Source organism: Mucilaginibacter sp. 5C4, from assembly GCF_034345625.1.
Lineage (GTDB): Bacteria > Bacteroidota > Bacteroidia > Sphingobacteriales > Sphingobacteriaceae > Mucilaginibacter > Mucilaginibacter aurantiaciroseus.
Genome location: NZ_CP133775.1, coordinates 2,868,359 through 2,892,726, shown reverse-complemented (window position 1 = coordinate 2,892,726; position 24,368 = coordinate 2,868,359). Strand labels below are relative to the sequence as shown.

22 protein-coding genes are annotated in these 24,368 nt (G+C 41.9%); 14 read left to right on the top strand and 8 right to left on the bottom strand.

The window, feature by feature from the left end; all coding sequences use genetic code 11:
• The first annotated feature begins 157 nt into the window (after nt 1–157).
• A complete protein-coding gene (locus tag RHM67_RS13565; protein ID WP_322227321.1) occupies nt 158–721 on the top strand; it encodes a hypothetical protein in 564 nt (187 codons plus the stop codon).
• A 144-nt stretch (nt 722–865) separates the two neighbouring features.
• Here the strand turns inward: RHM67_RS13565 and RHM67_RS13560 are convergent, their stop codons facing one another.
• Nucleotides 866–2,059, bottom strand: coding sequence for a pyridoxal phosphate-dependent aminotransferase (locus RHM67_RS13560; RefSeq protein ID WP_322227320.1), 1,194 nt, complete (start codon nt 2,057–2,059; stop codon nt 866–868).
• 219 nt (nt 2,060–2,278) lie between these two features.
• On the opposite strand from RHM67_RS13560, the gene RHM67_RS13555 reads away from it, so the two are divergent.
• From RHM67_RS13555 to RHM67_RS13540, 4 genes are read left to right on the top strand one after another with little or no spacing between them, the layout of a single operon-like run.
• Nucleotides 2,279–3,253, top strand: a complete 975-nt coding sequence (locus RHM67_RS13555; protein WP_322227319.1) for a cation diffusion facilitator family transporter — start codon at nt 2,279–2,281, stop codon at nt 3,251–3,253.
• Nucleotides 3,246–3,692, top strand: a complete 447-nt coding sequence (locus RHM67_RS13550) for an NUDIX domain-containing protein (protein ID WP_322227318.1) — start codon at nt 3,246–3,248, stop codon at nt 3,690–3,692. Before RHM67_RS13555 ends, RHM67_RS13550 begins: the two co-directional genes overlap by 8 nt.
• The gene (gene bioA, locus RHM67_RS13545; protein WP_322227317.1) at nt 3,689–4,954 is read left to right on the top strand and encodes an adenosylmethionine--8-amino-7-oxononanoate transaminase; all 1,266 of its coding nucleotides are present in this window, start codon (nt 3,689–3,691) and stop codon (nt 4,952–4,954) included. The genes RHM67_RS13550 and bioA overlap by 4 nt, the downstream gene beginning before the upstream one ends.
• 3 nt (nt 4,955–4,957) lie before the next feature.
• On the top strand, nt 4,958–5,563 hold the full coding sequence (locus tag RHM67_RS13540; RefSeq protein ID WP_322227316.1) for a hypothetical protein: 606 nt from the start codon (nt 4,958–4,960) through the stop codon (nt 5,561–5,563).
• A gap of 108 nt (nt 5,564–5,671) precedes the next feature.
• Here the strand turns inward: RHM67_RS13540 and RHM67_RS13535 are convergent, their stop codons facing one another.
• The 3 genes from RHM67_RS13535 to RHM67_RS13525 all read right to left on the bottom strand — a co-directional run bounded on the left by RHM67_RS13535 (nt 5,672) and on the right by RHM67_RS13525 (nt 8,931).
• Entirely contained in the window at nt 5,672–6,319 is a 648-nt protein-coding gene (locus RHM67_RS13535; RefSeq protein ID WP_322227315.1) for a DUF4412 domain-containing protein, read from the bottom strand.
• Between the two features lie 71 nt (nt 6,320–6,390).
• Nucleotides 6,391–8,487, bottom strand: a complete 2,097-nt coding sequence (locus RHM67_RS13530) for a ComEC/Rec2 family competence protein (protein WP_322227314.1) — start codon at nt 8,485–8,487, stop codon at nt 6,391–6,393.
• A 108-nt stretch (nt 8,488–8,595) separates the two neighbouring features.
• Complete coding sequence (locus tag RHM67_RS13525) at nt 8,596–8,931, bottom strand: MerR family transcriptional regulator (protein WP_252757217.1); 336 nt, start codon at nt 8,929–8,931, stop codon at nt 8,596–8,598.
• A 153-nt stretch (nt 8,932–9,084) separates the two neighbouring features.
• Here RHM67_RS13525 and RHM67_RS13520 point away from each other — a divergent pair, with 153 nt between their 5' ends.
• The 3 genes from RHM67_RS13520 to alaS all read left to right on the top strand — a co-directional run bounded on the left by RHM67_RS13520 (nt 9,085) and on the right by alaS (nt 16,045).
• Complete coding sequence (locus RHM67_RS13520) at nt 9,085–10,962, top strand: transglutaminase-like domain-containing protein (RefSeq protein WP_322227313.1); 1,878 nt, start codon at nt 9,085–9,087, stop codon at nt 10,960–10,962.
• Nucleotides 10,959–13,169, top strand: a complete 2,211-nt coding sequence (locus tag RHM67_RS13515; RefSeq protein WP_322227311.1) for a hypothetical protein — start codon at nt 10,959–10,961, stop codon at nt 13,167–13,169. Before RHM67_RS13520 ends, RHM67_RS13515 begins: the two co-directional genes overlap by 4 nt.
• 122 nt (nt 13,170–13,291) lie before the next feature.
• A complete protein-coding gene (gene alaS / locus RHM67_RS13510; protein WP_322227309.1) occupies nt 13,292–16,045 on the top strand; it encodes an alanine--tRNA ligase in 2,754 nt (917 codons plus the stop codon).
• 68 nt (nt 16,046–16,113) lie between these two features.
• On the opposite strand, the gene RHM67_RS13505 is transcribed toward alaS, so the two are convergent.
• A complete protein-coding gene (locus tag RHM67_RS13505) occupies nt 16,114–16,680 on the bottom strand; it encodes a hypothetical protein (RefSeq protein WP_322227308.1) in 567 nt (188 codons plus the stop codon).
• 182 nt (nt 16,681–16,862) lie between these two features.
• Here RHM67_RS13505 and gatB point away from each other — a divergent pair, with 182 nt between their 5' ends.
• The 3 genes from gatB to RHM67_RS13490 all read left to right on the top strand — a co-directional run bounded on the left by gatB (nt 16,863) and on the right by RHM67_RS13490 (nt 20,243).
• Nucleotides 16,863–18,332 carry an Asp-tRNA(Asn)/Glu-tRNA(Gln) amidotransferase subunit GatB gene (gatB, locus tag RHM67_RS13500; protein ID WP_322227307.1) on the top strand — a complete coding sequence of 490 codons (1,470 nt, stop codon included), beginning with the start codon at nt 16,863–16,865 and terminating at the stop codon, nt 18,330–18,332.
• A 5-nt stretch (nt 18,333–18,337) separates the two neighbouring features.
• Nucleotides 18,338–19,453, top strand: coding sequence for a TlpA disulfide reductase family protein (locus RHM67_RS13495; protein WP_322227306.1), 1,116 nt, complete (start codon nt 18,338–18,340; stop codon nt 19,451–19,453).
• A gap of 103 nt (nt 19,454–19,556) precedes the next feature.
• Nucleotides 19,557–20,243, top strand: coding sequence for a response regulator transcription factor (locus RHM67_RS13490; RefSeq protein ID WP_322227305.1), 687 nt, complete (start codon nt 19,557–19,559; stop codon nt 20,241–20,243).
• Nucleotides 20,244–20,301: 58 nt separating this feature from the next.
• On the opposite strand, the gene RHM67_RS13485 is transcribed toward RHM67_RS13490, so the two are convergent.
• The gene (locus RHM67_RS13485) at nt 20,302–20,811 is read right to left on the bottom strand and encodes a hypothetical protein (RefSeq protein WP_322227303.1); all 510 of its coding nucleotides are present in this window, start codon (nt 20,809–20,811) and stop codon (nt 20,302–20,304) included.
• Between the two features lie 335 nt (nt 20,812–21,146).
• Here RHM67_RS13485 and RHM67_RS13480 point away from each other — a divergent pair, with 335 nt between their 5' ends.
• From RHM67_RS13480 to RHM67_RS13470, 3 genes are all read left to right on the top strand, one after another.
• The gene (locus RHM67_RS13480; RefSeq protein WP_322227301.1) at nt 21,147–21,866 is read left to right on the top strand and encodes an RluA family pseudouridine synthase; all 720 of its coding nucleotides are present in this window, start codon (nt 21,147–21,149) and stop codon (nt 21,864–21,866) included.
• Between the two features lie 84 nt (nt 21,867–21,950).
• Nucleotides 21,951–22,415 carry a hypothetical protein gene (locus RHM67_RS13475; RefSeq protein WP_322227300.1) on the top strand — a complete coding sequence of 155 codons (465 nt, stop codon included), beginning with the start codon at nt 21,951–21,953 and terminating at the stop codon, nt 22,413–22,415.
• On the top strand, nt 22,394–23,422 hold the full coding sequence (locus RHM67_RS13470; RefSeq protein ID WP_322227299.1) for a hypothetical protein: 1,029 nt from the start codon (nt 22,394–22,396) through the stop codon (nt 23,420–23,422). Before RHM67_RS13475 ends, RHM67_RS13470 begins: the two co-directional genes overlap by 22 nt.
• 132 nt (nt 23,423–23,554) lie before the next feature.
• On the opposite strand, the gene RHM67_RS13465 is transcribed toward RHM67_RS13470, so the two are convergent.
• On the bottom strand, nt 23,555–23,992 hold the full coding sequence (locus RHM67_RS13465; protein ID WP_252757206.1) for an RrF2 family transcriptional regulator: 438 nt from the start codon (nt 23,990–23,992) through the stop codon (nt 23,555–23,557).
• Nucleotides 23,993–24,057: 65 nt separating this feature from the next.
• A complete protein-coding gene (locus RHM67_RS13460) occupies nt 24,058–24,342 on the bottom strand; it encodes a SelT/SelW/SelH family protein (RefSeq protein ID WP_369124787.1) in 285 nt (94 codons plus the stop codon).
• Between the last annotated feature and the right edge of the window lie 26 nt (nt 24,343–24,368).

Here is a 24,368-nt window from a genome sequence, read left to right as displayed (position 1 = left end):
TATTGATTATCAACACATAAGGCTTTAAATTAGCTATAATGAAGTGTTTTTATGTGTCACTCCAAAATCATTTAACCGTTAAATTGTGCCAATTGGCAGAGTATTTGATTATTGCCGTGTATCACAATTAATAATTGTATTACTAAAAAACACGACAATGAAAAAAATGACAAAAATTATAGCCGTTGCTTTTACAGCAGCAGCTTTATTTATCGGCACAAATGTTATTGCACAATCTACTCCAAAAAGTGCCTTCCGATTAGGTTTAGGTGTGGAAGGTTTACTACCAACGGGTAATCTACATGATATCTCTAATGTTGGTGTAGGTGGTACCGCACGTTTACAATATGGATTAGCTGATAATTTGGCTTTAACTTTAACATCAGGTTACTACAACTTTTTTGGTAAAGAACTTGGTAATACCAATATTAAAACAGCTTCGTATGGTATGATACCTATAAAATTGGGTGTTAAGGCATTTTTTACTCAAAATCTTTATTTTGGTGCTGAAGTTGGTGCGGGTTTTGAAACTAAAACTTTTGGAGCACTTGAAGGTCAAGACACAGAAGGGTTAAGTAAAAATACAAAATTAATTGCGTCACCTGGAATTGGTTACGCTTCTCAAAAATGGGATGTAGGTGTTCGTTACGAGAATTATTCAGGCCAGAGTAATAACTTTGGTACAGTTGGTTTACGTATAGCTTACGGTTTCGGTTTATAATATTGCCGAAATTCTACTTAACAAAAAGCCCCTCGTCAATTTGGCGAGGGGCTTTTTTATTTGGTTTGAATCAGGATTGTCCAAACTTTCAGAATTTACAGCATTCTGAAAATCCTTTAGTCCAGTAAATTCCGATTCAGAATACTACACTAATTTAGCCAGCGCTGTCCTTATCCTATTTACAGCTTCTACCAATTTATCTTCGGCAGCTGCGTAAGAAATGCGGATAGATTTTTTATCGCCGAACGAATCACCACCTACGGTAGCAACATGTGCTTCTTCTAATAAGAAAATGCTCAATTCATCAGCATCGTTAATGGTTTTGCCGTTAAAGCTTTTACCAAAAAATGAGGTGACGTTAGGGAAGAAGTAAAACGCGCCATCGGGCAAGTTCACGGTAACTCCCGGAATGTCTTTTAGCAAACCATAAACAAGGTCGCGGCGTTTCTGGAACTGCTCGCGCATTTGATGAACGGTTTCTAAACCACCAGTGTAAGCGGCAACGCCGGCTTTTTGGGTGATAGAGCATGTACCTGATGTTATCTGGCCTTGGATCTTATCACATGCGGCAGCAATTTCACTGTTTGAGGCGGTATAACCAATCCTCCAGCCGGTCATGGCAAAAGCTTTCGACCATCCGTTTACGATCACCACGCGGTCTTTAATACTCTCAAACTGGGCAATCGACTCGTGGCCGCCAATAAAGTTAATATGTTCGTAGATCTCATCGCTCAGGATATAGATCTCCGGATATTTTTCAAATACTTTAGCCAGGCTCGCCAACTCTTCTCTACTGTAAACACTGCCGGTAGGGTTACAAGGAGACGAGAACATGAACAATTTAGTTTTAGGCGTAATAGCCGCCTCTAATTGCTCTGCAGTAATTTTAAAATTGCTTTCAACTGTGGTTTCAATAAAAACGCTTACGCCTTCGGCAAGCTTTACAATTTCAGAATACGAAACCCAGTAAGGGGTAGGGATAATAACTTCTTCGCCGGGGTTAACCAAACACAATACGGTGTTGGCAAGGGCCTGTTTAGCGCCGGTAGAAACTACAATTTGCGTATCGGTATAATCCAGGTTGTTCTCTGTCTTTAACTTACCAACCACGGCCTTGCGCAGGTCCGGGTAACCGGCTACAGGTGTATAATAAGTAAAGTTTTTATCCATTGCCGTTTTAGCGGCCTCCTTAATATGCTCGGGGGTATGAAAATCGGGCTCGCCAAAGCTAAGGCTTATTACATCTACACCTTTAGCAGCCAATTCGCGGCCCATTTTAGCCATCTTAATGGTTTGGGATTCTGACAGGTTGTTTATCCTGTTACTTAATGCGCTCATATTGTTGTTTTTGTTACTGCGGCAAATATAGAAAATTAGTTTACACACCTTTTGCGATATCTATAAACTATACCTAAAATGTTTAGTTATGGGCGAATTGCGAAATGTGTTGCAATAAATAAACTGTATCAGAACCATTCTAAACTAAACATGTTGCAATTTTAACCGAACGGCAAGGTGAAATTTCCGTAAGTTTGGCCTCTCTAAAAAGGTTGGGTTTTGAAGGAACATAAAAGGATAATTTTAATGTCGCTAATCACCGGTGTTGTGCTGATGGTGATGAAATTTGGCGCGTATTTTTTAACAAACTCCAACTTTGTACTAACCGACGCTGCCGAAAGTATTGTAAACGTAGTGGCAAGTTCTTTCGCGTTCTTCAGCATCTACCTGGCATCGCAACCGCGCGATGAAAACCATCCCTACGGCCATGGTAAGGTCGAATATTTTTCCGTATTTATAGAGGGTGCTTTGATAGGTATTGCGGGTGTCATCATCATCGCGAAATCAACTTATAGCATATTTTATCCCGAGGTTATTCATGATCTTTTGTTGGGTGCCATTATTATAGGTGTAACCGGCACTATCAACGGCGGGTTAGGTTATTATATGATCCGTAAGGGGAAATTGTTACGTTCTATTACTATTGAAGCCGACGGGCATCATTTATTAACAGATACCGTTACCAGTTGCGGTCTTGTCATAGGCTTGCTGCTGATATATTTTACTAAGATATTATGGCTGGATAGTGTGCTGTCTATCCTTGTTGGTTTTTATATATTATTTACCGGGTACAAATTGATCCGCCGTTCTGTTGCCGGGTTAATGGACGAAACCGATTTTAACATCGTAAGCGATGTGGTTACTGTTTTAGGCGAACAACGCCGCGAAGAATGGATAGACATTCACAACCTGCGCGCTCAAAAATACGGCAACGAACTGCACATAGATTGCCACCTTACTTTACCAAACTATTTCGACCTTAACCGGGTGCACGAGGAAGTGAAACTGGTAGAACAACTGGTGAATAAAAATGCAGATATCCTGACCGAATTTTTTATTCATACCGACCCATGCCTGCCGGATTGCTGCCACTACTGCAGCATGCCAAATTGCCCCATAAGGAGCGAGGCCAAAACAGAGGATATCCCCTGGACGATGGATAAAGTAATGCGCAACAAAAAGCACTATGAATAACATGTTTTTCAACGTACGTGTTTACGGCCTGCTCATAAACGCAACCAATGAGGTTTTGATAAGCGATGAGCAGGAGTATGGCTTCCGCTTTACTAAGTTCCCCGGTGGTGGGTTAGAGTATGGTGAGGGGTTGATAGAAGGCCTTAAACGCGAGTTTGTTGAAGAATGCAATACAGAGGTAGAAGTGACCAGTCATTTTTATACTACCGATTTCTTTGTAAAATCGGCCTTTAACGATTCGCAGATCATCAGCGTTTATTACCTGGTGAAGGCAGTATCCGACTTAAGGTTTACCACCAAAATTGAGGTGTTCGACTTTGAGGGCGAAGGCGATATCTTACAATCTTTCCGCTGGGTAAAGCTGAGTGAGCTTAACGTTGATGCTTTTACCTTCCCAACCGACCAGTATGTTGCCGATCTATTATTAAAAACAATATGAACTTAGCCGAACGCGATCTAAAAGTTATCTGGCACCCCTATACGCAAATGAAAACGGCGCAGCCGCCAATCCCTATTGTTAGGGGCGAGGGCACCTGCCTGTATGCCGAAGACGGTACAAAATATATAGATGCCATATCATCGTGGTGGGTTAACATCCACGGGCATTCGCACCCATACATCGCCAAAAAAATTGCCGAACAGTTAACGGTTCTGGAGCATGCTATCTTCGCAGGCTTTACACATCCCGGAGCAGTTGAACTGGCCGAGCGTTTACTTGCTATCCTACCAAATAATCAAGCCAAAGCATTCTACTCTGATAATGGCTCTACCGCTATAGAGGTTGCTATAAAAATGTGCCTGCAATACTGGCACAACAAAGGCGAGCAGCGCACCAAGATAATCGCGTTTAAGAATGCTTACCACGGCGATACATTCGGCGCCATGTCGGTAAGTGGGCGTAGCGCCTTTACAGCTGCTTTTGATAGCCTATTGTTTGAGGTGGAGTTTATTGACCTGCCGAATATGAGTAATATCGACGCTCTTAAATCTCAAATCTCAAGTCTCAAATCTCAGATCTCATCTTTTATTTTCGAGCCATTGGTGCAAGGCTCTGCCGGGATGATCATGTACGAGGCAAAGTATCTGGATGAACTGATGGCGCATTGCCAAAAGGAAGGTGTTTTGCTGATAGCCGATGAAGTGTTCACCGGTTTCGGCCGCACTGGCAAGTCTTTCGCCTGCGAACATGTACAAACACAACCCGATATTATGTGTTTCTCTAAAGGCCTTACAGGCGGCACCATGGCTTTTGGGTTGACAACCTGTACGCAGGAAATTTACGATGCGTTTTTGTCTGACGATAAAATGAAGACGCTGTTCCACGGGCATTCATACACGGCTAATCCAATAGCATGTTCTGCAGCTTTGGCCAGTCTGGATCTGTTCCTTGAGCCATCAACCCAACAAAATATTGACCGTATTACTGCCAAACACACAGCCTTTGCCGAAAAAGTTAAAGGGCATAAATCCATAAAAACCACCCGCCAAACAGGTACAATCCTGGCGCTGGAATGGGAAACGGGGAATAATACGTCATATTTTAGCGGCCTGCGCGATAAATTGTATCACTACTTTTTAGATAAGGGCATAATTTTAAGGCCCCTTGGGAATATAATTTACATTTTACCCCCATATTGCATTACTGATACCGAACTCGATTACATTTACACCACCATCAGGCAAGCCCTCGATGAGATCTAAACTATGGAACTAAATACAATATTACCCCAAATAATTGCCGATAACCAGCTGCACGCGCGTTGGTTAAATACGCTATCGTTAATGGAGAACACCGGAGCCCGTAAGATCTCCGCAAGTGAAGACCCTGCAACGGTTACTTACATCATATTAAAGCATGCTGCAGAAGAGCATCGCCACGCGTTCTACCTAAAAAAACAGATAGAAAAAACAGGTAAAGAATTGCCAACCTATTCTGCCGAATACCTGATAGCACCTGCTTTCAGCAAGTATTACTTGAACCAATTGGATATTGATGTTTGCCGTTACCTTAAAAAGGAAATGCATTTAACCGGCTCCGAACTACGTTTTGCGGCATACCTGTTGGTTACCTACGCTATAGAGGTACGTGCCGATGAACTTTATCCAATTTACCAAAACGCGCTTGATGCCGTTGGCAGCAAGGTGAACGTAAAATCGATTATCTTGGAAGAAGAAGGCCACCTGGAAGAAATGATAAACCAGTTGCAAAAGTTCTCGCCAGATTGGGAGGGCCACGCGCAAAAGGCCGTTGATATGGAAACCCGCTTGTTTGGACAATGGGTTAACAGTTTATCGTCAGAATTAGTCTGAACAAAAATTTCCTGAATTAATGAATTTGCAGAATATCTTTGTAATCTGCTTAAAAAACAAAGCCCGGTAATTAAAAACTACCGGGCTTTAACACTATAACGGGTTGGCTTAGTTGCCGCCGCCGCCCATAGATTTTAGGTCGTCCATTGAGATCTTATCAAAATCCGCCGGAACGCTGAATGTACCTGCAGGCACTTTTTGCTCTACAATACTTTTGATAGTAACCTCAGATGCCTGTCCGTTTTGGAAAGTTACGTACTGGATAGGGAAACCACCTGCTTTAGCATAAAATTTAGATGCTGAGTTTACAGGCAACGAAACATCGTTAGTTACCCAAATGTCGTAAGATTTGCTTGTTTTAGGATCTGTAGCAATAACTTTTTTGCAGTTAAAACCATTGATAACTTTAGTTTCGGTACCCGGTTTAAAATCAAGTACGGGTATTTTTGACATTTGTTCTTCAACTTCGGCAGGCGTAGCAATAGCCGCTTTTTTTATGGAAGCTACAGGTACGTCAACCATAATAGCCATGTAAGTGCCTTTAGCGTCTGTTAAAACCTTAATAGCAGCAGGCCCCGAGTTAAAAGCAACTGCAGATGAGTCGGTCCTGAAGTAATTTTTTGCTTCGATAGACTGGCCCATAGCGTTCATGCTTATGGTAGCAATGCCCTCTTTATAAACTTTTTGCGCGCTGGCGCTAATAGCTGTTGCGGTTAGGGCTATACCCATGGCAACAGTAAATAATTTATTCTTCATAGTTTTAATTTGATGGATACAATTTAGTGTGTAATTAATTCGTGTGCAAACTTTTTTAAGATATTTTTTAATTATTTATGTGGATTAGATACGATACAGACCGATTTGTTACGTTTTAATATATTATAATTCACTTGTATCGGCTTTACCCTGTCTTTAAATTCGGTAATGTAGCTGTTTGAATTATCAGCATTAATAATAACTGTTTTATTCTTCATTAAAGCTGTATCTAAAAATGCGTTACCGCTCACAAATAAATAATTGATACCCAATTGCTGGGGGATAGACTTTATTTTACTGCTATCGTTTAACAATAGTAGTTTTTTATTTTGGAAGCTAATGAAGTTGCCTTGCTTTATTAAATAAGGCTTACGAATATTATCGGCTGTATTATAAACCTTATAATCCGTTATTCGGTTGCTATCAAGCCCCGGCTGTATAGCATATTTAAAGTATTTGTCCATTTCAGGCAGATCGCTTATGACCACGCCCTGGTTACCGTTCTTAAATACGATGCCGGCATGTTTTCGCAGGTTTAAAAAGGTAATGGTGCTGGATGTATCGGCTTTAAGTTTTTTAAGGCTGATGCTTATGCACAATATAAGCACACAAACCAAAGTCACTTTTATCAGCCATTTTTTTTTGTCATATAAGTAATAAAACAGGAGGATGATGATCGCGTACAACAACAGGTGTTCAAACTTTGTTAACCATATTTTGCCAATACTGGCATAGGGCGAATGTTCTATAAAAGCGAGGGCTTTGTTTATTAGCAATATGCTTTGCTCCAACACATATCCTAGGGCTTTAGATACATAAGGCAATTGCGGCAGCAGCAACAAAAGCAAGCCACTGTACATGACGATGATGATAGGAATGGTTATCAATAAATTGCTCACCAAAAAGTAAACCGGGAACTGATGAAAGTAATAAGCACTCAACGGAAACGTAATTACCTGCGCGGCAATAGAAACAGAGCAGGCCAGCCAGATCTTATCTATCCATTTATTCTTAACGCTAAACCACTCATAAACTATTGGCTGGAAAACAACCAGCCCGGCAACTGCAAGGTACGACAGTTGGAAACCTACATCCGTCAGTAAAAACGGATCATATAGTAACAGGCCAAAAGCTGAAGCCGCCAGTAAGTTTAACGTATTAATGTACCTGCTGTAAGTTTTACCGGTGATAACCAAACTGATCATCACCGCGGCCCTGCAAACCGCCGGCGAAAAGCCTGTGAGCAATGCGTAAACCCATATCAAGATGACAATTACAACAGCCTTGATGATCTTGCCACGTTTGGATGTATCCAGAAAGCCAAGCATCCAACCCAATAGTAAATAAATAATAGCCACATGCCCACCCGATACCGATAGAATATGGATTGTGCCCGTTTTAGAATAGGCCTGCAACACATCGTTATTCAGATCGGCCTTGTAGCCCAGTATCAGAGTGGATGCTACCGCGATGGCTGTAGTATCCTGCATATTACGCTTGAATTTGTCTACCAGGTTTTGCCTGGTCTTAAGCGCATAAGCAATAACAGGATTGCCATTCCCCGTGGAGATGATTTTATATTGCTTTGGATACAAGAACGCCTGGTAATGAACATTTTTATTGGCCAGGTATTGCTTATAATTAAACTCGCCTGGGTTAAAAGACGGGTCGACTGCCGAGTAATTTGCGGGGATAAGTAACTGCTCGCCATAGAACATATTTTTAGCCAACTCATCTTTAATGGTAATAAGTAAAGTGCCGCTGGCTTTGCTTGCCTGGTTACCGTTTATTACTTGTTTAACATCAGCCGTAAAGCGCACCAGGTCGTCTTTTACTTTAGGTTCTGATGTGATAAAGGCAACAAGCTTTCGGGCTGATATTTTACTGAAGTGATTAGTTTTATTTAGTTCATTATGTTCAAACGTAATCAACCAACCCAGTAAAAACAAAATGGAATAAAGCAGTACCCCGCCAAGCCAGCGTGCTTTATAAACGCGCAGTTGGCTGTAAGCCAAGTTCAGCCCGACGAATAATAGTGTTAGTACTATCAGCCCTGCTAAAACAATACCATCAGATGTATTTAAACAGAAAAGCGCGCCGGTGATGCCTGCTAAAAAGGGGAGTAGTAATACTACAACGGGTATTTCGCCCTTGTGCTTAGCAATCATAGGTTTAGTATTCAGCTCCCTCTCAATCTCCCCAAGCGGGGGAGACTTTTTTATTTAAGCCTTCCCTTCCGGGGAGGGTTTGGGTGGGGCTGCATAAAAATAGAATAATTACAACTGGTCGCGCACTTCCAACAGGAATTTTTTCATGCTTTCCAACGAATCTATCACGCGCTGGCTATCGCGGGTATCGCCCATGTTGGTTTTCAAGTGGTCTTTAGCGCCTTGCAGGGTGTAGCCTTTGTCGTTAATCAGATGAAAGATGATTTTAAAGTTCTCCAGGTCCTCGGGGGTGAAATACCTATTGCCCTTTTTGTTTTTTTTTGGCTGCAATACATCAAATTCTTTCTCGTAAAAACGTATCAACGACTGGTTAACATCAAACATGGCCGATACTTCGCCCATGGTATAATACATTTTGTTGATCTCGCGGTCTTTGTAAGGCATGTACAAATGTAGTATTTTAGTAAGTAAGTGTGCAAGTGCTTAAAGCGTAAAACAATTAATCATAAAGCTACAAATACCTATTCATAATGGCAGGGATCAAATTCTATTTCAACAAAACTATAAAATGTATTATTTTAGTAACTTAATTAAGTTATGATTAAAACCTTTACCTTTTGTGCCATAGGCATATTATTTGTCAAAATTGCTTTTAGTAATACGGCAGATTCTGTTGTAACTATTAGTTCGGCAATAGAAAACTACCAATTTGTTTATAACACAAAAACCGCATCGGTAGAGATAAAGCAAAAGCTCACCACTACTTATATTGCCAATAACTTCCAGGCCAGCGTGCCGGTGGTACAAGGCTATAATAACCACTTTACCATAACTAATGTTGAATGTAAGGTTGATGGACGCATCCCCTGGGGCTTTAAGCCAACCTACACTTACTATGGCAGCGATGATATTTTCTACTCCGATCAAAAGATCTGTTATTTCCCCCTAATTATTCCTAAAAAGGGTGGGCTTGGTGTAGTTACTTTTGCCGAAACGGTTGATGACCCGCGTTACTTTACCAATATTGGTTTTTCTGAAAGTTATGTTGTAAACCAAAAACAAATTGTTGTAAAGGTGCCCCGCTGGATGAAAGTGGAACTTAAAGAGTACAACTTTAACGGTTTTAATATCACCAAAAGTACACAATACATTAGCGGCGAAGATGCCGATGTAATTACTTTTACTATTAAAAATTTGCCGGCTACCAAGCAAGAAAGCAACAGCCCCGGCCCAACGTACCTGTACCCGCATTTAATGGTGCTGTGCAAATCGGCAACGGTTGGCGGCAAAACCTTTACTTACTTTAACACGCTCGACGATCAGTATAAGTGGTATCATAGTCTCATTAAAAACACCATTGCAGATCAGGGCGCAATAACAGCCAAGGCTAAAGAGCTTACCGGCGGGCAAACTAACGATATCGAAAAAATAAAAGCGATATTTTACTACGTGCAGGACAACATCAGATACATTGCTTTTGAAGATGGTATGGCCGGTTTTAAACCCGAGAATGCCGACGAAGTATTACGCAAAAAATATGGCGATTGTAAAGGAATGGCAAACCTTACCAAGGCTTTGCTAACAGCAGCCGGTTATGATGCCCGGCTTTGCTGGCTGGGTACTAAACATATAGCTTATGATTATCAAACCCCATCGCTGGCGGTTGATAACCACATGATATGCGCCCTTAATTATGAAGGCAAAACCTATTTTTTGGATGCAACCGAAAGCTACCTTGGGTTTGATGAATATGCAGAACGTATCCAGGGAAGACAGATCCTGATAGAAGATGGCGAAAAATATCAACTTACTAAAGTGCCCGTTGCGCTTGCAGGGCAAAACGCTAACGCACAAATATCAAAACTATCTATTACAGCCGGTGCTATAACAGGTACGGTTAATTACGTTTGGAAAGGCGAGGATAAAGAAGAGATACTTACAGGTATAAACAGCATAAAACGCGAAAAGACCGAAGACGCCATGGTCAGATACCTGTCGGGCGATAACAACGATTATAAGGTAACCAACCTCGCACTATCAGGTACAAGTAACCCCGATAAAGATTTAACAGCTACTTACGCTTTAACCACCAAAAATGGCATTTCATTGTTTGGCAAAACCTACTATATCGATTTGGATAACACTAAGGAATTTATAAATGGTGCAATCAAAACCGACGAGCGCCGGCACGATTACTGGTTTAGCCACAGGCAAAACCTAACACGCAATGCAGAACTGGCTATACCCCAAGGTTATAAAGTTGCTTCGTTGCCGGCAGCTTTAAAAATTGTGAACCCCAATTACGAGTTTCATGTGCAGTATGTGCCCGCAGGCGATAAGGTCACCTACAAAAAAAGCATTATCATAAAAAACACGCATTTGCCCAAAACCGGCTTTGCTCAGTGGAATGCGGATATTGAACAATTGGTCAAAACATATAACGACGCACTAACTATAAAACCTATTTCTGAATGAAAAAACCTTTACTCTTATTATCCTTTTTAATAACTACCTGTAGCGCAGTTTATGCGCAAAGCTATAACGAAAAAGCCGCCGAGATACAAAAAACGGTGTGGGGTAACGCCACGCCTGAATTTAGTTTAAAAGAGGTGCCGGCTAAATATGCTAACGAAAGTGCTGTAATATTAGCGCAATCGTATAACATACAGCGTACATCTAATTTAAAGTTTAAATTCCTGATTGTAACGGCTAGTATTGCCAATCGGGTTACCAGGGTATCAACCCTGCACGAACGCGTTAAAATAAACGATAAGTCTGCATTGGAACGCTACTCAACTCTTGAGTATCAAAAAAAGCTGGACAAAAGCATGTCGTTCCTTATCGCTAAAATCAATGATGTGCATAACACCTACATTGGCGCTAAAATAATTAAACCGGGCGGGCAGGAAACCGTAGTGAATACCGGAGAAGAGGTGTTGTTGAAAAATACCGGAAAAGATCAGAAAGGAAAGCTTGCAATACCCGGCCTGCAGGTTGGTGATATATTAGATTATTACATCAGCAATAACGATCTGTCGGAAAATGCCATGGAAGATTCTTACAAAAAGAATGACCAGGTTTATGTATTGGCAGATGAATACCCCATACTTAACTATTCGCTTTATTTTCAATTTAACAGTAAAACTTCAGTTTACTACATAGCTGCTAATGGTGCGCCCAAACTTGAGGAAAGCACCCTGCCTAATGGCGACCTGGTTTATAAACTGAGCAAGAAGGAACTGCCTAAATATCAAAGCCAAAAATGGGTTTCGGTATATCGCCAATACCCTTATATCGAGATAAGCAGCGCTGCCAAATCAAAAATGATGAGCATGGGTAACCCCACTGCAAAGGCCGGCGGCCTTACCGCTAACAAAGAGCTTTTCCAAACTTTTTTTCACGAGGTAAATAACCCCATTGATGAAGAGCCTAAAAAGATCATGAAAGATTATTTTGACAGTAAGAAAAACCTGAAGGCAGCGCCGCTTGATAGTTCAATGAAGATTTTATATGACGCCTGGAAGCTGCGCTTATTTGGCAATTTTGATAAGGATGACGTGGATGATTTAAAAGCGTTAAACTATCGTACAGCAAAAGGCACCATAGCTACCATAAATATGAGCCGCCTTTTAACAGATATGGATATTGTACATGAAGTGCTGTTGGTTTGCTCGCGAAATACCAGTAGTCTGGATAACGTTTTCAATTTTTCTGACCTTGATGCTGTGATTCGCATAAGCAACGGTAACAAGCCATTATATATGTGCTTTGACGATGCTGTAACCCATTTTAACGAGATACCGGCGAAGTTCCAGGGCGAAAAGGCTATTAGCCTTGTGCCTAAGCGTAAAAGCGCCACCAAGTATGTGTTTGATGAAATGAACACAACCATCCCAATGGTAAGTGCCGACAAAAACCATGTTGAGGTAAAAGTTGAAGTATCTTTACTAGCCGATATGCAAAAGTTAAAAGTGCAGCGATTAGTAAAGCAAACCGGCTACATGCGCCACGATGGCCAGAAAAGCCTGCTGAGCGCAATGGATATCGATAATGGCCTGATGGAACTGGTAAAAGGGGCCCCGCTTGCCAAACGACTTTCAAAAAATTACGAAACCAAAAAATCTGCAGATGCCTTTTTAGGTGGTATGGGCAAATCACAGGTAGAGGTCCGTAAAAGCTTTATGGACGAAGCGCAAGAGCAGTTTGGGCAGGAGCCCGTGCAAATAAGCGACTATAAAGTGATAAATCCCGCCCTCGAAAATAACAAACCGGTGTTTGAGTTTTCATCAACGGTGATACTTAATAACCTCGTTAAAAAAGCCGGTAACAGCTATATACTAGATGCTGGTAAACTTACAGGCAGTTTTGTTCAGTTAGATGAAAATGACAGGAAGCGTACGCTTGATATTTATATGCCTGCCGCACGCAGCCTTACTTTTAAAATAAACCTGGCCATACCGCAAGGATACCAGGCAAAGGGAGTGGAAGAATTAAATACCAAAAAAGCTAATAAAACAGGTTCTTTTACCTCTTCGGCCACAGTTAAGGGTAATGTGTTAAGTATTATAGTTAGCCGTGTTTATGCTGGTAATTTCGAAAAAGCCGCCGACTGGCCCTTGGTTACCGAACTGGTTGACGCCGCCTTTGCGTTTAACAACCAAAAGATCCTTCTTGAGAAATAATCATTGCGGTTATACATATAAAAGGCGGTGATTTATTCTCCGCCTTTTGCATGTATGATCAATTCAGTTAATTCCAAAATTCTATTAATTCAGGTTCAGACAATTTTCTACCTTTGCACACTATGACCGCTAAAGAAATACGCCAGGCTTTTCTTGATTTTTTCGCTTCTAAAGGCCACATAATTGTGCCAAGCGCACCTATTGTTGTAAAAAACGACCCCACACTCATGTTCACCAACGCAGGGATGAACCAGTTTAAAGATGTGTTTTTGGGCGAAGCCCCTGCAAAAGCCCCACGCGTGGCCGATACCCAACGCTGCCTTCGCGTTAGCGGTAAACATAACGATTTGGAAGAGGTGGGTATTGATACCTATCACCACACTATGTTTGAGATGCTGGGTAACTGGAGCTTTGGCGACTACTTTAAAAAAGAAGCTGTTGACTGGAGTTGGGAGTTATTGACCGAAGTTTACAAATTGGATAAGAGCCGCCTCTACGTAACTTATTTTGAAGGCGACGAGAAAGAAGGACTTGAAAAAGATACCGAAACCTACGAACTGTGGAAACAATATGTAGATGAAGCGAATATTTTGCCCGGCAATAAAAAAGATAACTTTTGGGAAATGGGCGAAACCGGCCCCTGCGGACCTTGTTCGGAGATCCATTTTGACAGTCGCCCGGATAATGAGCGTGCGGAGGTTAGCGGTGCTACTTTAGTTAACGCCGATCACGACCAGGTGATAGAGATCTGGAACAATGTATTCATGCAGTTTAATCGTATTAAAGATGGTTCGTTGCACCCGTTGCCGGCCAAGCACGTGGATACCGGGATGGGGTTCGAGCGTTTGGTGCGTGTGTTGCAAGGCAAAAGTTCAAATTACGATACCGACGTTTTCCAACCGATGATCCAATTCATTGCAGAGAAAAGCGGTAAAAAATATAACAGTGCCGCTAAACCCGGCGATGCGGATTGGGCTGATGCTGTGGCCATGCGCGTACTGGCAGATCATATCCGTGCCATTAGCTTTGCTATTGCCGATGGACAATTGCCTGCAAGTAATAAAGCAGGTTACGTTATCCGCAGGATTTTACGCCGTGCGGTACGTTATAGCTACCAAACCTTAAATTTTAAAGAACCATTCTTTAATGAGTTAGTGCCATTACTGGCCGAACAGTTTAAAGGTGTGTTTGATGAGTTATACTCACAAAAAGATTTTGTGCAGAAGGTGATTTTGGAGGAGGAGGTTGCTTTTCTTAGAACTTTATCTGCTGGTATTAGAAGGTTTAATGAGTTGACCTCTGTTTTTGCCTCTATAACAAGTGTGGAATATCCTGAGGGCACAATAAAAGATATACCCACCGGTCGAAAAATTAAAGGAGAGCATGCTTTTGAACTGTCTGATACCTACGGTTTTCCAATTGACTTAACCGAATTAATGGCTCGAGAACAAGGTTTTGCAGTTGACATGGAAGGCTTTGAACAAGCTCTTCAAACCCAAAAACTCCGTTCACGCGCTGCAACCGCTGTTAGCGCTGGCGACTGGGTAGTACTTCGAGGTGGCGATAGTACCGAGTTTGTGGGTTACGATGAATTATATACGCAGGCCGAAATCTTAAAATACCGCAAGGTAACCACACAAGGTAAAGAGCAATACCAGATCGTACTGAACCGCACACCCTTCTACGCGGAAGGTGGCGGCCAGGTGGGCGATACCGGTAACTTAATGAGCGAATGGTACGATGAAACCAAAGGCAACCTGAATTTTGAGGTTACTGATACCAAGAAAGAGAATGGCTTGATTATTCATTACGCTAACCTTTCGCCATATTATAACATGGAAACAGGCGAGCAAAAAGTATGGGAATTACCAAACCCTATGCCAACCCGTTTCCAGGCGGCCATCAACATGGGTAACCGCATCATGACCAATGCTAACCATTCGGCAACACACTTGCTGCATGCCGCGTTAAAAGAAACCCTGGGCGAGCACGTAAACCAAAAAGGCTCATTAGTAAACCCGGATCAGTTGCGTTTCGATTTTTCACATTTCAGCAAGGTTACGGATGATGATATAGAAGTATTAGAACGCATCGTTAACCAAAAAGTGCGCGAGGCTATCCCTTTAAAAGAAGAGCGCAGTGTACGTTACGACGATGCCATAGCAAGCGGCGTTACAGCCCTGTTCGGTGAAAAATATGGCGATTATGTACGCGTAATAACCTTTGATGATAAATTCAGCAAGGAACTTTGTGGTGGTACCCACGTACAAAACACCGCCGAAATAGGCTTCTTCAAAATAACAGGCGAAAGCGCTGTAGCCGCAGGTGTGCGCCGTATCGAGGCTATTACCAGTTACCACTCGCAAGATTATATCCAAAACCAGGCACGCCAAATAAAAGCCTTAAAAGACCTTTTAAAGAACCCGAATGACCTTTCAAAAAGCATCGAAAGCCTGATAGAGGACAACAACCGCATGAAAAAGGAACTGGAGAAAGCAGTCCTGATGAAAGCATCCGGTTTAAAAGATCAGCTGGCTATAACTGCGGAAGAGATCAACGGTATCAACTTCATCGCCCAAAGGGTGGAGCTGCCAAATGCCGATGCGGTTAAAACTTTGGCTTATCATTTGAAAGATATTGTTCCAAACCTGTTCCTGGTATTGGCTGCCGATATCAACGGCAAACCAAGCATTACCGTAATGATAGATGAAACTTTAGTAAAAGATAAAGGCCTGCATGCCGGTAACATCGTAAAAGAGCTTGCTAAAGAAGTTAAAGGCGGTGGCGGTGGTCAGCCATTCTTCGCTACAGCGGGCGGCAGCGATTTAAGTGGTATTGATAATGCGCTGGCTAAAGCCAAAAGCTTTGTAAGCTAAGTAATCAACTTACTACATACTTTAAGCAGAACGATCGCCTTATTAGGCGGTCGTTCTGCTTTTATCAGTTAGTGTCGTCCATTGCCACCACCGTGTCCACCCGGTCCACGGTCACCGCCATGTTTACTGCCGCCATTTCCGCGGCCACCGCCATGTTCTTGTCCTCTTCCCGGTCCACGGTTCCAGTCACGTCCGGGTCCTCTACCTGGGCCACGGTTTACATAGCGTGTGCGGTTCACAATGGTTTTATGCGGGCGGTAATACCTGTCGCGGATAATGCCACCCCTTACGCCGCGGTATCGTGCATATCTAACGCGGTCGCTGCTGTAATAGTGGTATGGGTTGGGCCTATATACAGCCACTTTATAACCATTATTGATGTTGTAATAATTATAGCGGGGCGGTAAGGTGTTTCTCCAGATCCAGTTGTTGCCATTCAAATAAATGTATTGATGTGTTGGTGCATAATAATAGCTATTCACATCCGGCAGGTAATAATAATTGGCATCGGCATATTCTACAGGCGGGCTCCAGGTGCCTATGTTAAGGCTAACGCTCACCTGCGCTTTTGAAGGGGTTACTGATGCTGCAAGGATGAACATCCCGGCAAGCATTCCCAAAACTGTTCTTTTCATAATATGTGTTGTAAGTGCATGGAATTCTGTAACGATTAAAGTAACAGACACCTCATTAAATAAAAGGTTTAACAAATTGTTTTCGCCGTGCAAATCCATTTCAAAAAATAGCTATGAAAAATAGATATATAAACTATATTTGGCATGTTTCATCAATGCTGAATAACAGCTGAATATATAATATGGCAGTTCTAGAAAGCGGCGTGAGTGATAAATACGAGTTGGTTGTTGGGTTAGAGGTTCACGCGCAGTTATCCACTTTAAGTAAGGCTTTTTCATCAGATTCGGCAGCATTTGGCGCCGAACCAAACCATCATGTTAGTCCGGTTTCACTGGGGCACCCCGGCACGTTGCCGCGCATTAATAAACGCATGGTAGAGTATGCCGTAAAAATGGGCCTGGCCTGTAATTGCAGCATCAACCTGCAAAACACCTTTGCCCGTAAAAATTACTTTTATGCCGATCTGCCCAAAGGTTTTCAAACCACGCAAGATCAGCAGCCGATCTGCCTGGGCGGTAGTGTAACTGTAAAGTTGGCTAACGGTACTTCAAAAACCATCGCCATCCATCACATTCACATGGAGGATGATGCCGGCAAAAGTTCGCACGATCAGCACGACCATTATTCGCTTATTGACCTGAACAGGGCAGGGGTACCACTTATCGAAATTGTATCCGAGCCCGATCTGCGCAGTGCCGAAGAGGCCGGCCAGTTCCTGACCGAGGTACGCCGTTTATTGCGTTACCTTGATATTTGCGATGGTAATATGGAGGAAGGCAGCATGCGTTGCGATGCCAATATATCTGTACGCTTACGAGGCGCTGCTGAATATGGCAACCGTTGCGAGGTGAAGAACCTTAACTCTATACGTAACGTGCAGCGTGCCATCGAGCATGAGTTTGCACGCCAGGTAGAAGTGATAGAAGCAGGTGGCCACATTGACCAAAATACATTGAACTTTAATGCAGATACCGGCGAAACATCCGTACTGCGTTCCAAAGAAATGGCGAACGATTACCGCTATTTCCCCGAGCCGGACTTATTGCCTGTTCAAATAACTGAAACCCAACTGGCAGACATCCGCAATAAAATGCCGGCATTGCCAAATGAGCTGTTTGAAAAATACACTGCAAAACTTGGCCTGTCGGATTACGATGCCGGGGTTATCATTGCCGATAAAGAATTTGCCGCCTACTTTGAAGCGTTAATAAAACACACTGCCAACTATAAATCTGCCGCTAACTGGGTGATGGGTGCGGTAAGATCTTACATTAATGATAATAGCATCAGCATAGCCGAATTTAAGTTATCGGCACAAAACTTAGCCGGGTTAATTAAACTGGTTGATGAGGCTAAAGTGAACAATTCGGTAGCCGCGCAAAAATTATTTCCCGAAATGTTGAAAGGAAATAACAAAACTGCCGACCAACTGGCTAAAGAACTAAATTTGCTGATCAGCGAAGACACCAATGAGGTTGACGAATTTATCCGCGCGGCCTTAGCAAAATATCCCGACAAGGTTGTAGAATACCAAAAGGGTAAAAAGGGCGTTTTAGGCTTGTTTATGGGCGAAGTGATGAAGCTATCGAAAGGAAAGATAGACCCGCAAAAAACCAATCAGCTTTTAATAAAAGAATTAGAATCTAAATAAAGATCATGAAAAACCGTATTGTTACCTGCCTGACATTTGTGGCAGTGTTCGCTATTTCGTCTTGCAAGCAGGCTACCACATTTACCATTTCGGGTAAGTTGGAAAACCCCGTCAGCATTAAAAAAGTTTACCTTTTAGCTGCAGATAGCGCCCAGGTGAGTATAATAGATTCAACGGACGTTAGCGCCGGTAAAGATTTTACCTTTAAACATTCGGCGCCATACGCTAATTTGTACAAACTGCGCATCGGCGGCAATATCTACGATTTTGTGGCAAAGAATGGTGACGCCATCACCTTCAAAACAGACATCGCTAACGTTAACCACGATTACGAGATTAGTGGTTCTGAAACTTCTGAAAAAATTAAGGAGTTCAATAAAATAAGCAACATTTACGGTGCTAAGAACAGCAAGCTGTCTGACGAGTATACTAACAAATCGGCGGCGTTGGGTAAAGAGTCCGATTCGTTATTGAAGATCTATATCCCGCAATTCCAGAAAAACATTGCCGACTACAGCACCGAGGTTTTAAAATTTGTGGGCGATAACAAAAAATCGCTTGCAGGTTTCTACGCCGCAACATCATTAGATCAATACAAGTACGAGCAGCAAATGGTTGCTTACGCTGATGATATTAAGGATGAATTTAAAGATAACCCTGCCGTGCAAACCTTTTTACGCCAGATGGCCGCTGTAAAACCTATCTCGGTAGGCCACAAAGCACCCGACTTTACCATTAAGAGCATTGATGACAAAGAGGTAAAACTATCCGACTATAAAGGCAAGTATGTGATGCTTGATTTTTGGGCATCATGGTGCGGCCCTTGTCGCCAGGAAAACCCTAACGTGGTTAAGCAATACAAAATTTACAAAGAAAAGGGCTTTAACATCCTGGGCATCTCTTTAGATATCGAGAAAAAAGACTGGAAACAAGCTATTAATGCCGATGGCTTAAGCTGGACGCATGTATCAGACTTACAGCGCTTTGACGGCCCAACAGAAAAGCTTTACCACATCGAAGCTATCCCATCAAACTTCATCATTGACCCGCAAGGAAATATTGTTGCAAAAAATGTTACAGGATCCGACCTTGAAGGGTTTTTAAAGAAAACATTTAAATAACCTGAATTAAAGGTTAACTTATGGTGCTATTTAACAATTTGTTAATATTGGCTTAACCGTTAGCTTCTATTAAGCTTATACATTTATGCAAAATTAAATATACATGAGCACCAGCAAACAGAAGATATTAATTGTTGACGATGAACCGGATATTTTAGAGCTGATTGAGTATAACCTTAAAAAAGAAGGTTATCAGGTATATTCGGCACGTAACGGCCAGGAAGCTGTTGCCGAAGCCAAACGCACCCAGCCCGATCTGATCGTTTTAGATATAATGATGCCCAAAATGGATGGCATCGAAGCGTGTCGCATTATGCGCACCATGCCCGAATTTAAAAATACCTTTATGGTGTTCCTTACCGCCCGCAGCGAAGAATATTCGGAAATTGCAGGCTTTAACGTAGGTGCCGATGACTATATCGCTAAACCTATTAAGCCACGTGCACTGGTTAGCCGTATCAACGCTATCCTTCGCCGTAACGCACCGCCGGAAGAAGTTACCGACAATAAACTGGAAATTGGCGATCTTGTAATTGATCGCGAAGCATACTTGGTTTACAAAAAAGGCGCTAAGGTAGTATTAGCAAAAAAAGAATTTGAGTTACTGTACCTGCTGGCTTCAAAACCCGGCAAGGTATATACCCGCGAGGTGATCCTTAAAAACATCTGGGAAGACTCGGTAGTGGTTACCAACCGTACTATTGACGTGCACGTACGCAAATTGCGCGAAAAACTTGGAGACGATTGTGTATCTACCGTTAAAGGGGTTGGTTACAAATTCGAAGGATAAAAAAAGCCTTCGTTAACACTAACGGAGGCTTTTTTGTTTTATAACCCGTACCACTTATTTAACCACGGCTACTTTTTTTTGCTGTAGTTGTCGCTTTTGTAGCGGCAGTTTTAGCAGCGGCAATTTTTTGCGCAGCCGCTTTTTTAATAGCATCAACTTTGGTTTTGGCCTCAGTAGTAACTCCTTTAGCTTTTATACCAGCTTTGGCTTTTACATCGGTACCAGTTTTTGTAGCAGAAGCGGTAGTTGCTTTTGCTTTGGTAGCGGCAGTAGTTTTTACAGCGGTTGCTTCTTTTTTAGCTTTATCGGTAGTGTCGGTAACTTTCTTGGCTACGGTTGCTTTAGCTGCGGTAGCTTTTTTTACGACAGTGATTTTAGCTGAGGCAAATTTTTTGGTGTCCGTCGCTTTTTTAGCCGTTACCGATTCTTTGATATCTTCAAATTTGTGTTCCGCTTTGTCTTTAAGGTCTTCGGCAGTTTCTTTGGTGCCATCCCAAAATTCTTCAATGGTTTCTTTTATCTTTTCGAAAAAGCCTTTTTCATCGGGCTGTGTTTTTTTTGTGCTCATGATGTTTTGTTTTAGGTAGATGATGAATATTAGGTGATTAACATTGTTGAATAAAATTTGTTTCAGCCTCATCCCAGCTCTCTCCGAAGGAGAAGGGGTAATAAACACGCCTAGGTAACTCACCCCGCGGTACTTTGTGCGCGACCCTCTCTGCTTCGCAAAGAGAGTGAAGAATATATTTTAGTCTATAAGTGGAAATCGGCAACCGTTGTTTTTACGCTCTTTGCGAAGCAGAGAAGGTTGACCAGCGCAGCGTAGTCGGGGTGAGTAAACTTGCAAAGCGATGTTTAACACCTATACCACAATTAATTTAATTAACCGTATTTTTACCGGCTATGAAGTTTCCAAAGTTTGCCGACCTGATACTATTTGAAGACGATGATGTTATTGTGGTTAACAAGCCGCCGTTCATCAGTTCGTTGGATGAGCGCGAGGGTGGCGAGATAAATATGCTGCGCCTGGCTAAGCAATATACCGATGATGCACAGATCTGCCACCGCCTGGATAAAGAAACCTCAGGGGCGCTCATTGTAGCCAAAAACCCGGAAGCTTACCGTACGGTATCCATGCAGTTTGAAAGGCGTAAGGTGAAAAAGGTTTATCACGCGGTAATCGATGGTACGCATGTTTTCGAAAGCTTATTGATCGATCTGCCTATTCTTAACGTGGGGAAAGGAAACGTAACTATTAGCCGCCAGGAAGGTAAACGAGCCGAAACCTGGTTCCAGTCACTAAAATACTTTAAACATTATACATTAGTAGAGTGCCGCCCGGTTACAGGCCGTATGCACCAGATCAGGATCCACCTGGCTACGCAGCGGGCTTCAATTGCAGGCGATGAAATGTATAAAGGCCAGCCTGTTTTTCTTTCAAAGATAAAACGTAAATACATTTTAGGTAAAGACCAGGAGGAATTGCCCATCATGAAACGTTTTGCTTTGCACGCTTATGAAGTTAGTTTTAAGCTGCCGTCAGGCGAGGATATTACGGTACACGCCCCTTATCCAAAGGATTTTGAAACGCTGCTTAAGCTTTTAGAAAAGTTTGACAGCTAAAAAAGCCGTTTAAACCCGTATATATATTACACAATTGCTTGCATTTACGCCTCCATATAGTAAATTTATAGGAAAATGAATTGCATGCGCAGGAAGCTTTATCTCACTATAGCTTTTATACACTTAATTACATGTGCTTTGCATGCGCAAGAGATAAGTATTAATAAGGATACACTTATTGATATTATTCAACAAAAAGACAGGCGCACCCAGCAAAAACGGCTCATCAGGTTTATTAAATCATATTTTCAGAATGTAAAGCCCGATGGCGCGATTTGCGGAAAGGATACCCTTATTGGTTTATTCAATAAGTATGATTTGCCCGAGAAAAATTCGTTCACAAATTTCACCCAAAGTATATCTGCTAACAAAATACATAACCTTAAAAATGCCGAAACACAAATGCTTAGGTCTATAGACCTTGCACGTAAGCAAAATAATAGTTATCTGCTTTATCAATTTTTAAGTCATCTTAGCTTTATACAACTGACCAGGGGAATTTTACCGGTGCCATTTACAGTTATCGCATGGCAAAAAAAGAGGCACTAAGTTTAAATGATGACTACTTTCAGACCTTACTTGATATTAACATATCCGACCTTTACTACAAAGCCAGTTTATATAATCAATCCATCAACTATCTTGATCAGGCGCAGGAACTATTGCGGAGCGAAACTGCCGGCCGCAAGGAGCAGCTTAATACTATCATCAGGTATAATAAATCTGAAAATTATTTTAGGATGCGAAACTACGATTCGCTGAAAGTTTACCATGATAAATTAGGCAATACAAGCAACAGATCGTATAAAATACATATCTACAGGTTGCGTACGGCCTATTATTTAAGTTTGCTTAAGGGCAACTATCCCGATGCTATCAAACAGATAAAGGCTTTAAAGGCTGATGCGAAATATGTATCCAACGAGTTGGAGAACCAGCATTTGGCGGATGCTTATTTCAGGAATAACCAGTTAGATTCTGCAAAACTATTGGTGAATGATCTGCTGGTTAATACTACAAATGATAACCACCCCGAGATAAGGTTCCATTTATATGAATTGCTGGCCCAGATAGCAGACAAAAAAGGCGATGCAAAAGCAGCAGCCAATAATTATAAAATGGCGTTAAAAGAAGCAAAGGAGAACAATGCGCGAATAACACAGGTAGGGGATATCTCCTCGCAAATAAAAATTGACGAAACTGAAAGCTCCTATATACAACGCACCGAGGCTTATAAACGCGAACGCCTTTGGTTGATATTCACCGTGATAGTGGCCGCACTAATAATTGCGGCGATAGCGCTGATGTATCGAAATGGAAAACAAAAAAGACATTACGAAAAGTTGCTTTTTGCATCAAAACGCAAAGAATTGGCGTTCATCAACTCGCACGAGGTACGTAAATACCTCACCAATATTTTGGGGATAATAGATATCCTTAAACACAGCGATAATAAATTGGAAGAATATCAGCAGGTAGAAGAGTACCTGCATAAATCAGCATCATTGCTGGATGAATCGATTAAAAATATCTCGGAAAAATTAAATGATGAGTAGGAGCTTTGCCCAAATCCTAAAAACTAAATTATAAAAGGTTAGTAAATGTTCTTTTTTTAGAATTTAGCATTTCTCGTTTAGAATTTCCTCTTTAGAATTTAGAAATTAGATTTTAGGATTTCCCGTCAGGGCTTAATCTAAACTTATCAAAGTAGTTTCCCGGCCTATGATATCAGCAACACTCGTTTCAGACAGGATTTTTAGCGTAGCATCGCGCACTTCAATAAACACATCGCGGATGCCGCAGGTATGTTCTTGGTGGCATTCATCGCAACGATGATAGAAGTTTAAGCTGGCGCAGGGTACCATGGCAATAGGGCCATCGGTAATACGCATAATGCTAACCAGAAAAATTTCTTTAGGGTCCTTGTTGAGGCTGTAGCCACCGCCTGCACCTTTTTTGCTATAGAGGTAACCCGCGTTTCTAAGGTCGAGCAGGATCTGCTCCAGGAATTTTTTTGGAATTTTTTCCAGCTCGGCGATCTTTGAGATCTGCATAGGCGGCTTGTCCATGTTTTTGCCCATGACAACCAGCGCCTTTATCGCGTATTTAGTTTTTTTGGATAGCATCTATAAATATAACGTTCAAAATTACATAAACAAATTTATACTACATAATATGTATGCATAGTAAATTAAGTAGCAGATCTATCCGAATGCCCAAGGCTTTTATCGGGGCTAACCACATCACGCACCAGTTGTTTTAACTCCTTAATTTCGGGGAAACGGCCCTGCTCTTTACGGTCGAATATTACTAATTCATTTACCCTAATGTTGTATATACCAGAGGTTTCACTGGGTTGTAAGGTAACGCCGTAAATATCATCCACAAATGTGGTTAGTAACTCTTGCGCCATATATGCCGCACGTAACAGCCAGTTGCATTTGGGGCAATATTCTATGGTGATGGTTGGTTTCATAACGGGTGTGGTCATGTAACAAGCTT

Bases quoted from the DNA above. Each gene is read 5' to 3' on its own strand.
- RHM67_RS13565 (WP_322227321.1), top strand. From the start codon at position 158: ATGAAAAAAATGACAAAAATTATAGCCGTTGCTTTTACAGCAGCAGCT.
- RHM67_RS13560 (WP_322227320.1), bottom strand. From the start codon at position 2,059: ATGAGCGCATTAAGTAACAGGATAAACAACCTGTCAGAATCCCAAACC.
- RHM67_RS13550 (WP_322227318.1), top strand. From the start codon at position 3,246: ATGAATAACATGTTTTTCAACGTACGTGTTTACGGCCTGCTCATAAAC.
- bioA (WP_322227317.1), top strand. From the start codon at position 3,689: ATGAACTTAGCCGAACGCGATCTAAAAGTTATCTGGCACCCCTATACG.
- RHM67_RS13540 (WP_322227316.1), top strand. From the start codon at position 4,958: ATGGAACTAAATACAATATTACCCCAAATAATTGCCGATAACCAGCTG.
- RHM67_RS13535 (WP_322227315.1), bottom strand. From the start codon at position 6,319: ATGAAGAATAAATTATTTACTGTTGCCATGGGTATAGCCCTAACCGCA.
- RHM67_RS13530 (WP_322227314.1), bottom strand. From the start codon at position 8,487: ATGATTGCTAAGCACAAGGGCGAAATACCCGTTGTAGTATTACTACTC.
- RHM67_RS13525 (WP_252757217.1), bottom strand. From the start codon at position 8,931: ATGCCTTACAAAGACCGCGAGATCAACAAAATGTATTATACCATGGGC.
- RHM67_RS13520 (WP_322227313.1), top strand. From the start codon at position 9,085: ATGATTAAAACCTTTACCTTTTGTGCCATAGGCATATTATTTGTCAAA.
- RHM67_RS13515 (WP_322227311.1), top strand. From the start codon at position 10,959: ATGAAAAAACCTTTACTCTTATTATCCTTTTTAATAACTACCTGTAGC.
- alaS (WP_322227309.1), top strand. From the start codon at position 13,292: ATGACCGCTAAAGAAATACGCCAGGCTTTTCTTGATTTTTTCGCTTCT.
- RHM67_RS13505 (WP_322227308.1), bottom strand. From the start codon at position 16,680: ATGAAAAGAACAGTTTTGGGAATGCTTGCCGGGATGTTCATCCTTGCA.
- gatB (WP_322227307.1), top strand. From the start codon at position 16,863: ATGGCAGTTCTAGAAAGCGGCGTGAGTGATAAATACGAGTTGGTTGTT.
- RHM67_RS13495 (WP_322227306.1), top strand. From the start codon at position 18,338: ATGAAAAACCGTATTGTTACCTGCCTGACATTTGTGGCAGTGTTCGCT.
- RHM67_RS13490 (WP_322227305.1), top strand. From the start codon at position 19,557: ATGAGCACCAGCAAACAGAAGATATTAATTGTTGACGATGAACCGGAT.
- RHM67_RS13485 (WP_322227303.1), bottom strand. From the start codon at position 20,811: ATGAGCACAAAAAAAACACAGCCCGATGAAAAAGGCTTTTTCGAAAAG.
- RHM67_RS13480 (WP_322227301.1), top strand. From the start codon at position 21,147: ATGAAGTTTCCAAAGTTTGCCGACCTGATACTATTTGAAGACGATGAT.
- RHM67_RS13475 (WP_322227300.1), top strand. From the start codon at position 21,951: ATGCGCAGGAAGCTTTATCTCACTATAGCTTTTATACACTTAATTACA.
- RHM67_RS13470 (WP_322227299.1), top strand. From the start codon at position 22,394: ATGGCAAAAAAAGAGGCACTAAGTTTAAATGATGACTACTTTCAGACC.
- RHM67_RS13465 (WP_252757206.1), bottom strand. From the start codon at position 23,992: ATGCTATCCAAAAAAACTAAATACGCGATAAAGGCGCTGGTTGTCATG.
- RHM67_RS13460 (WP_369124787.1), bottom strand. From the start codon at position 24,342: ATGAAACCAACCATCACCATAGAATATTGCCCCAAATGCAACTGGCTG.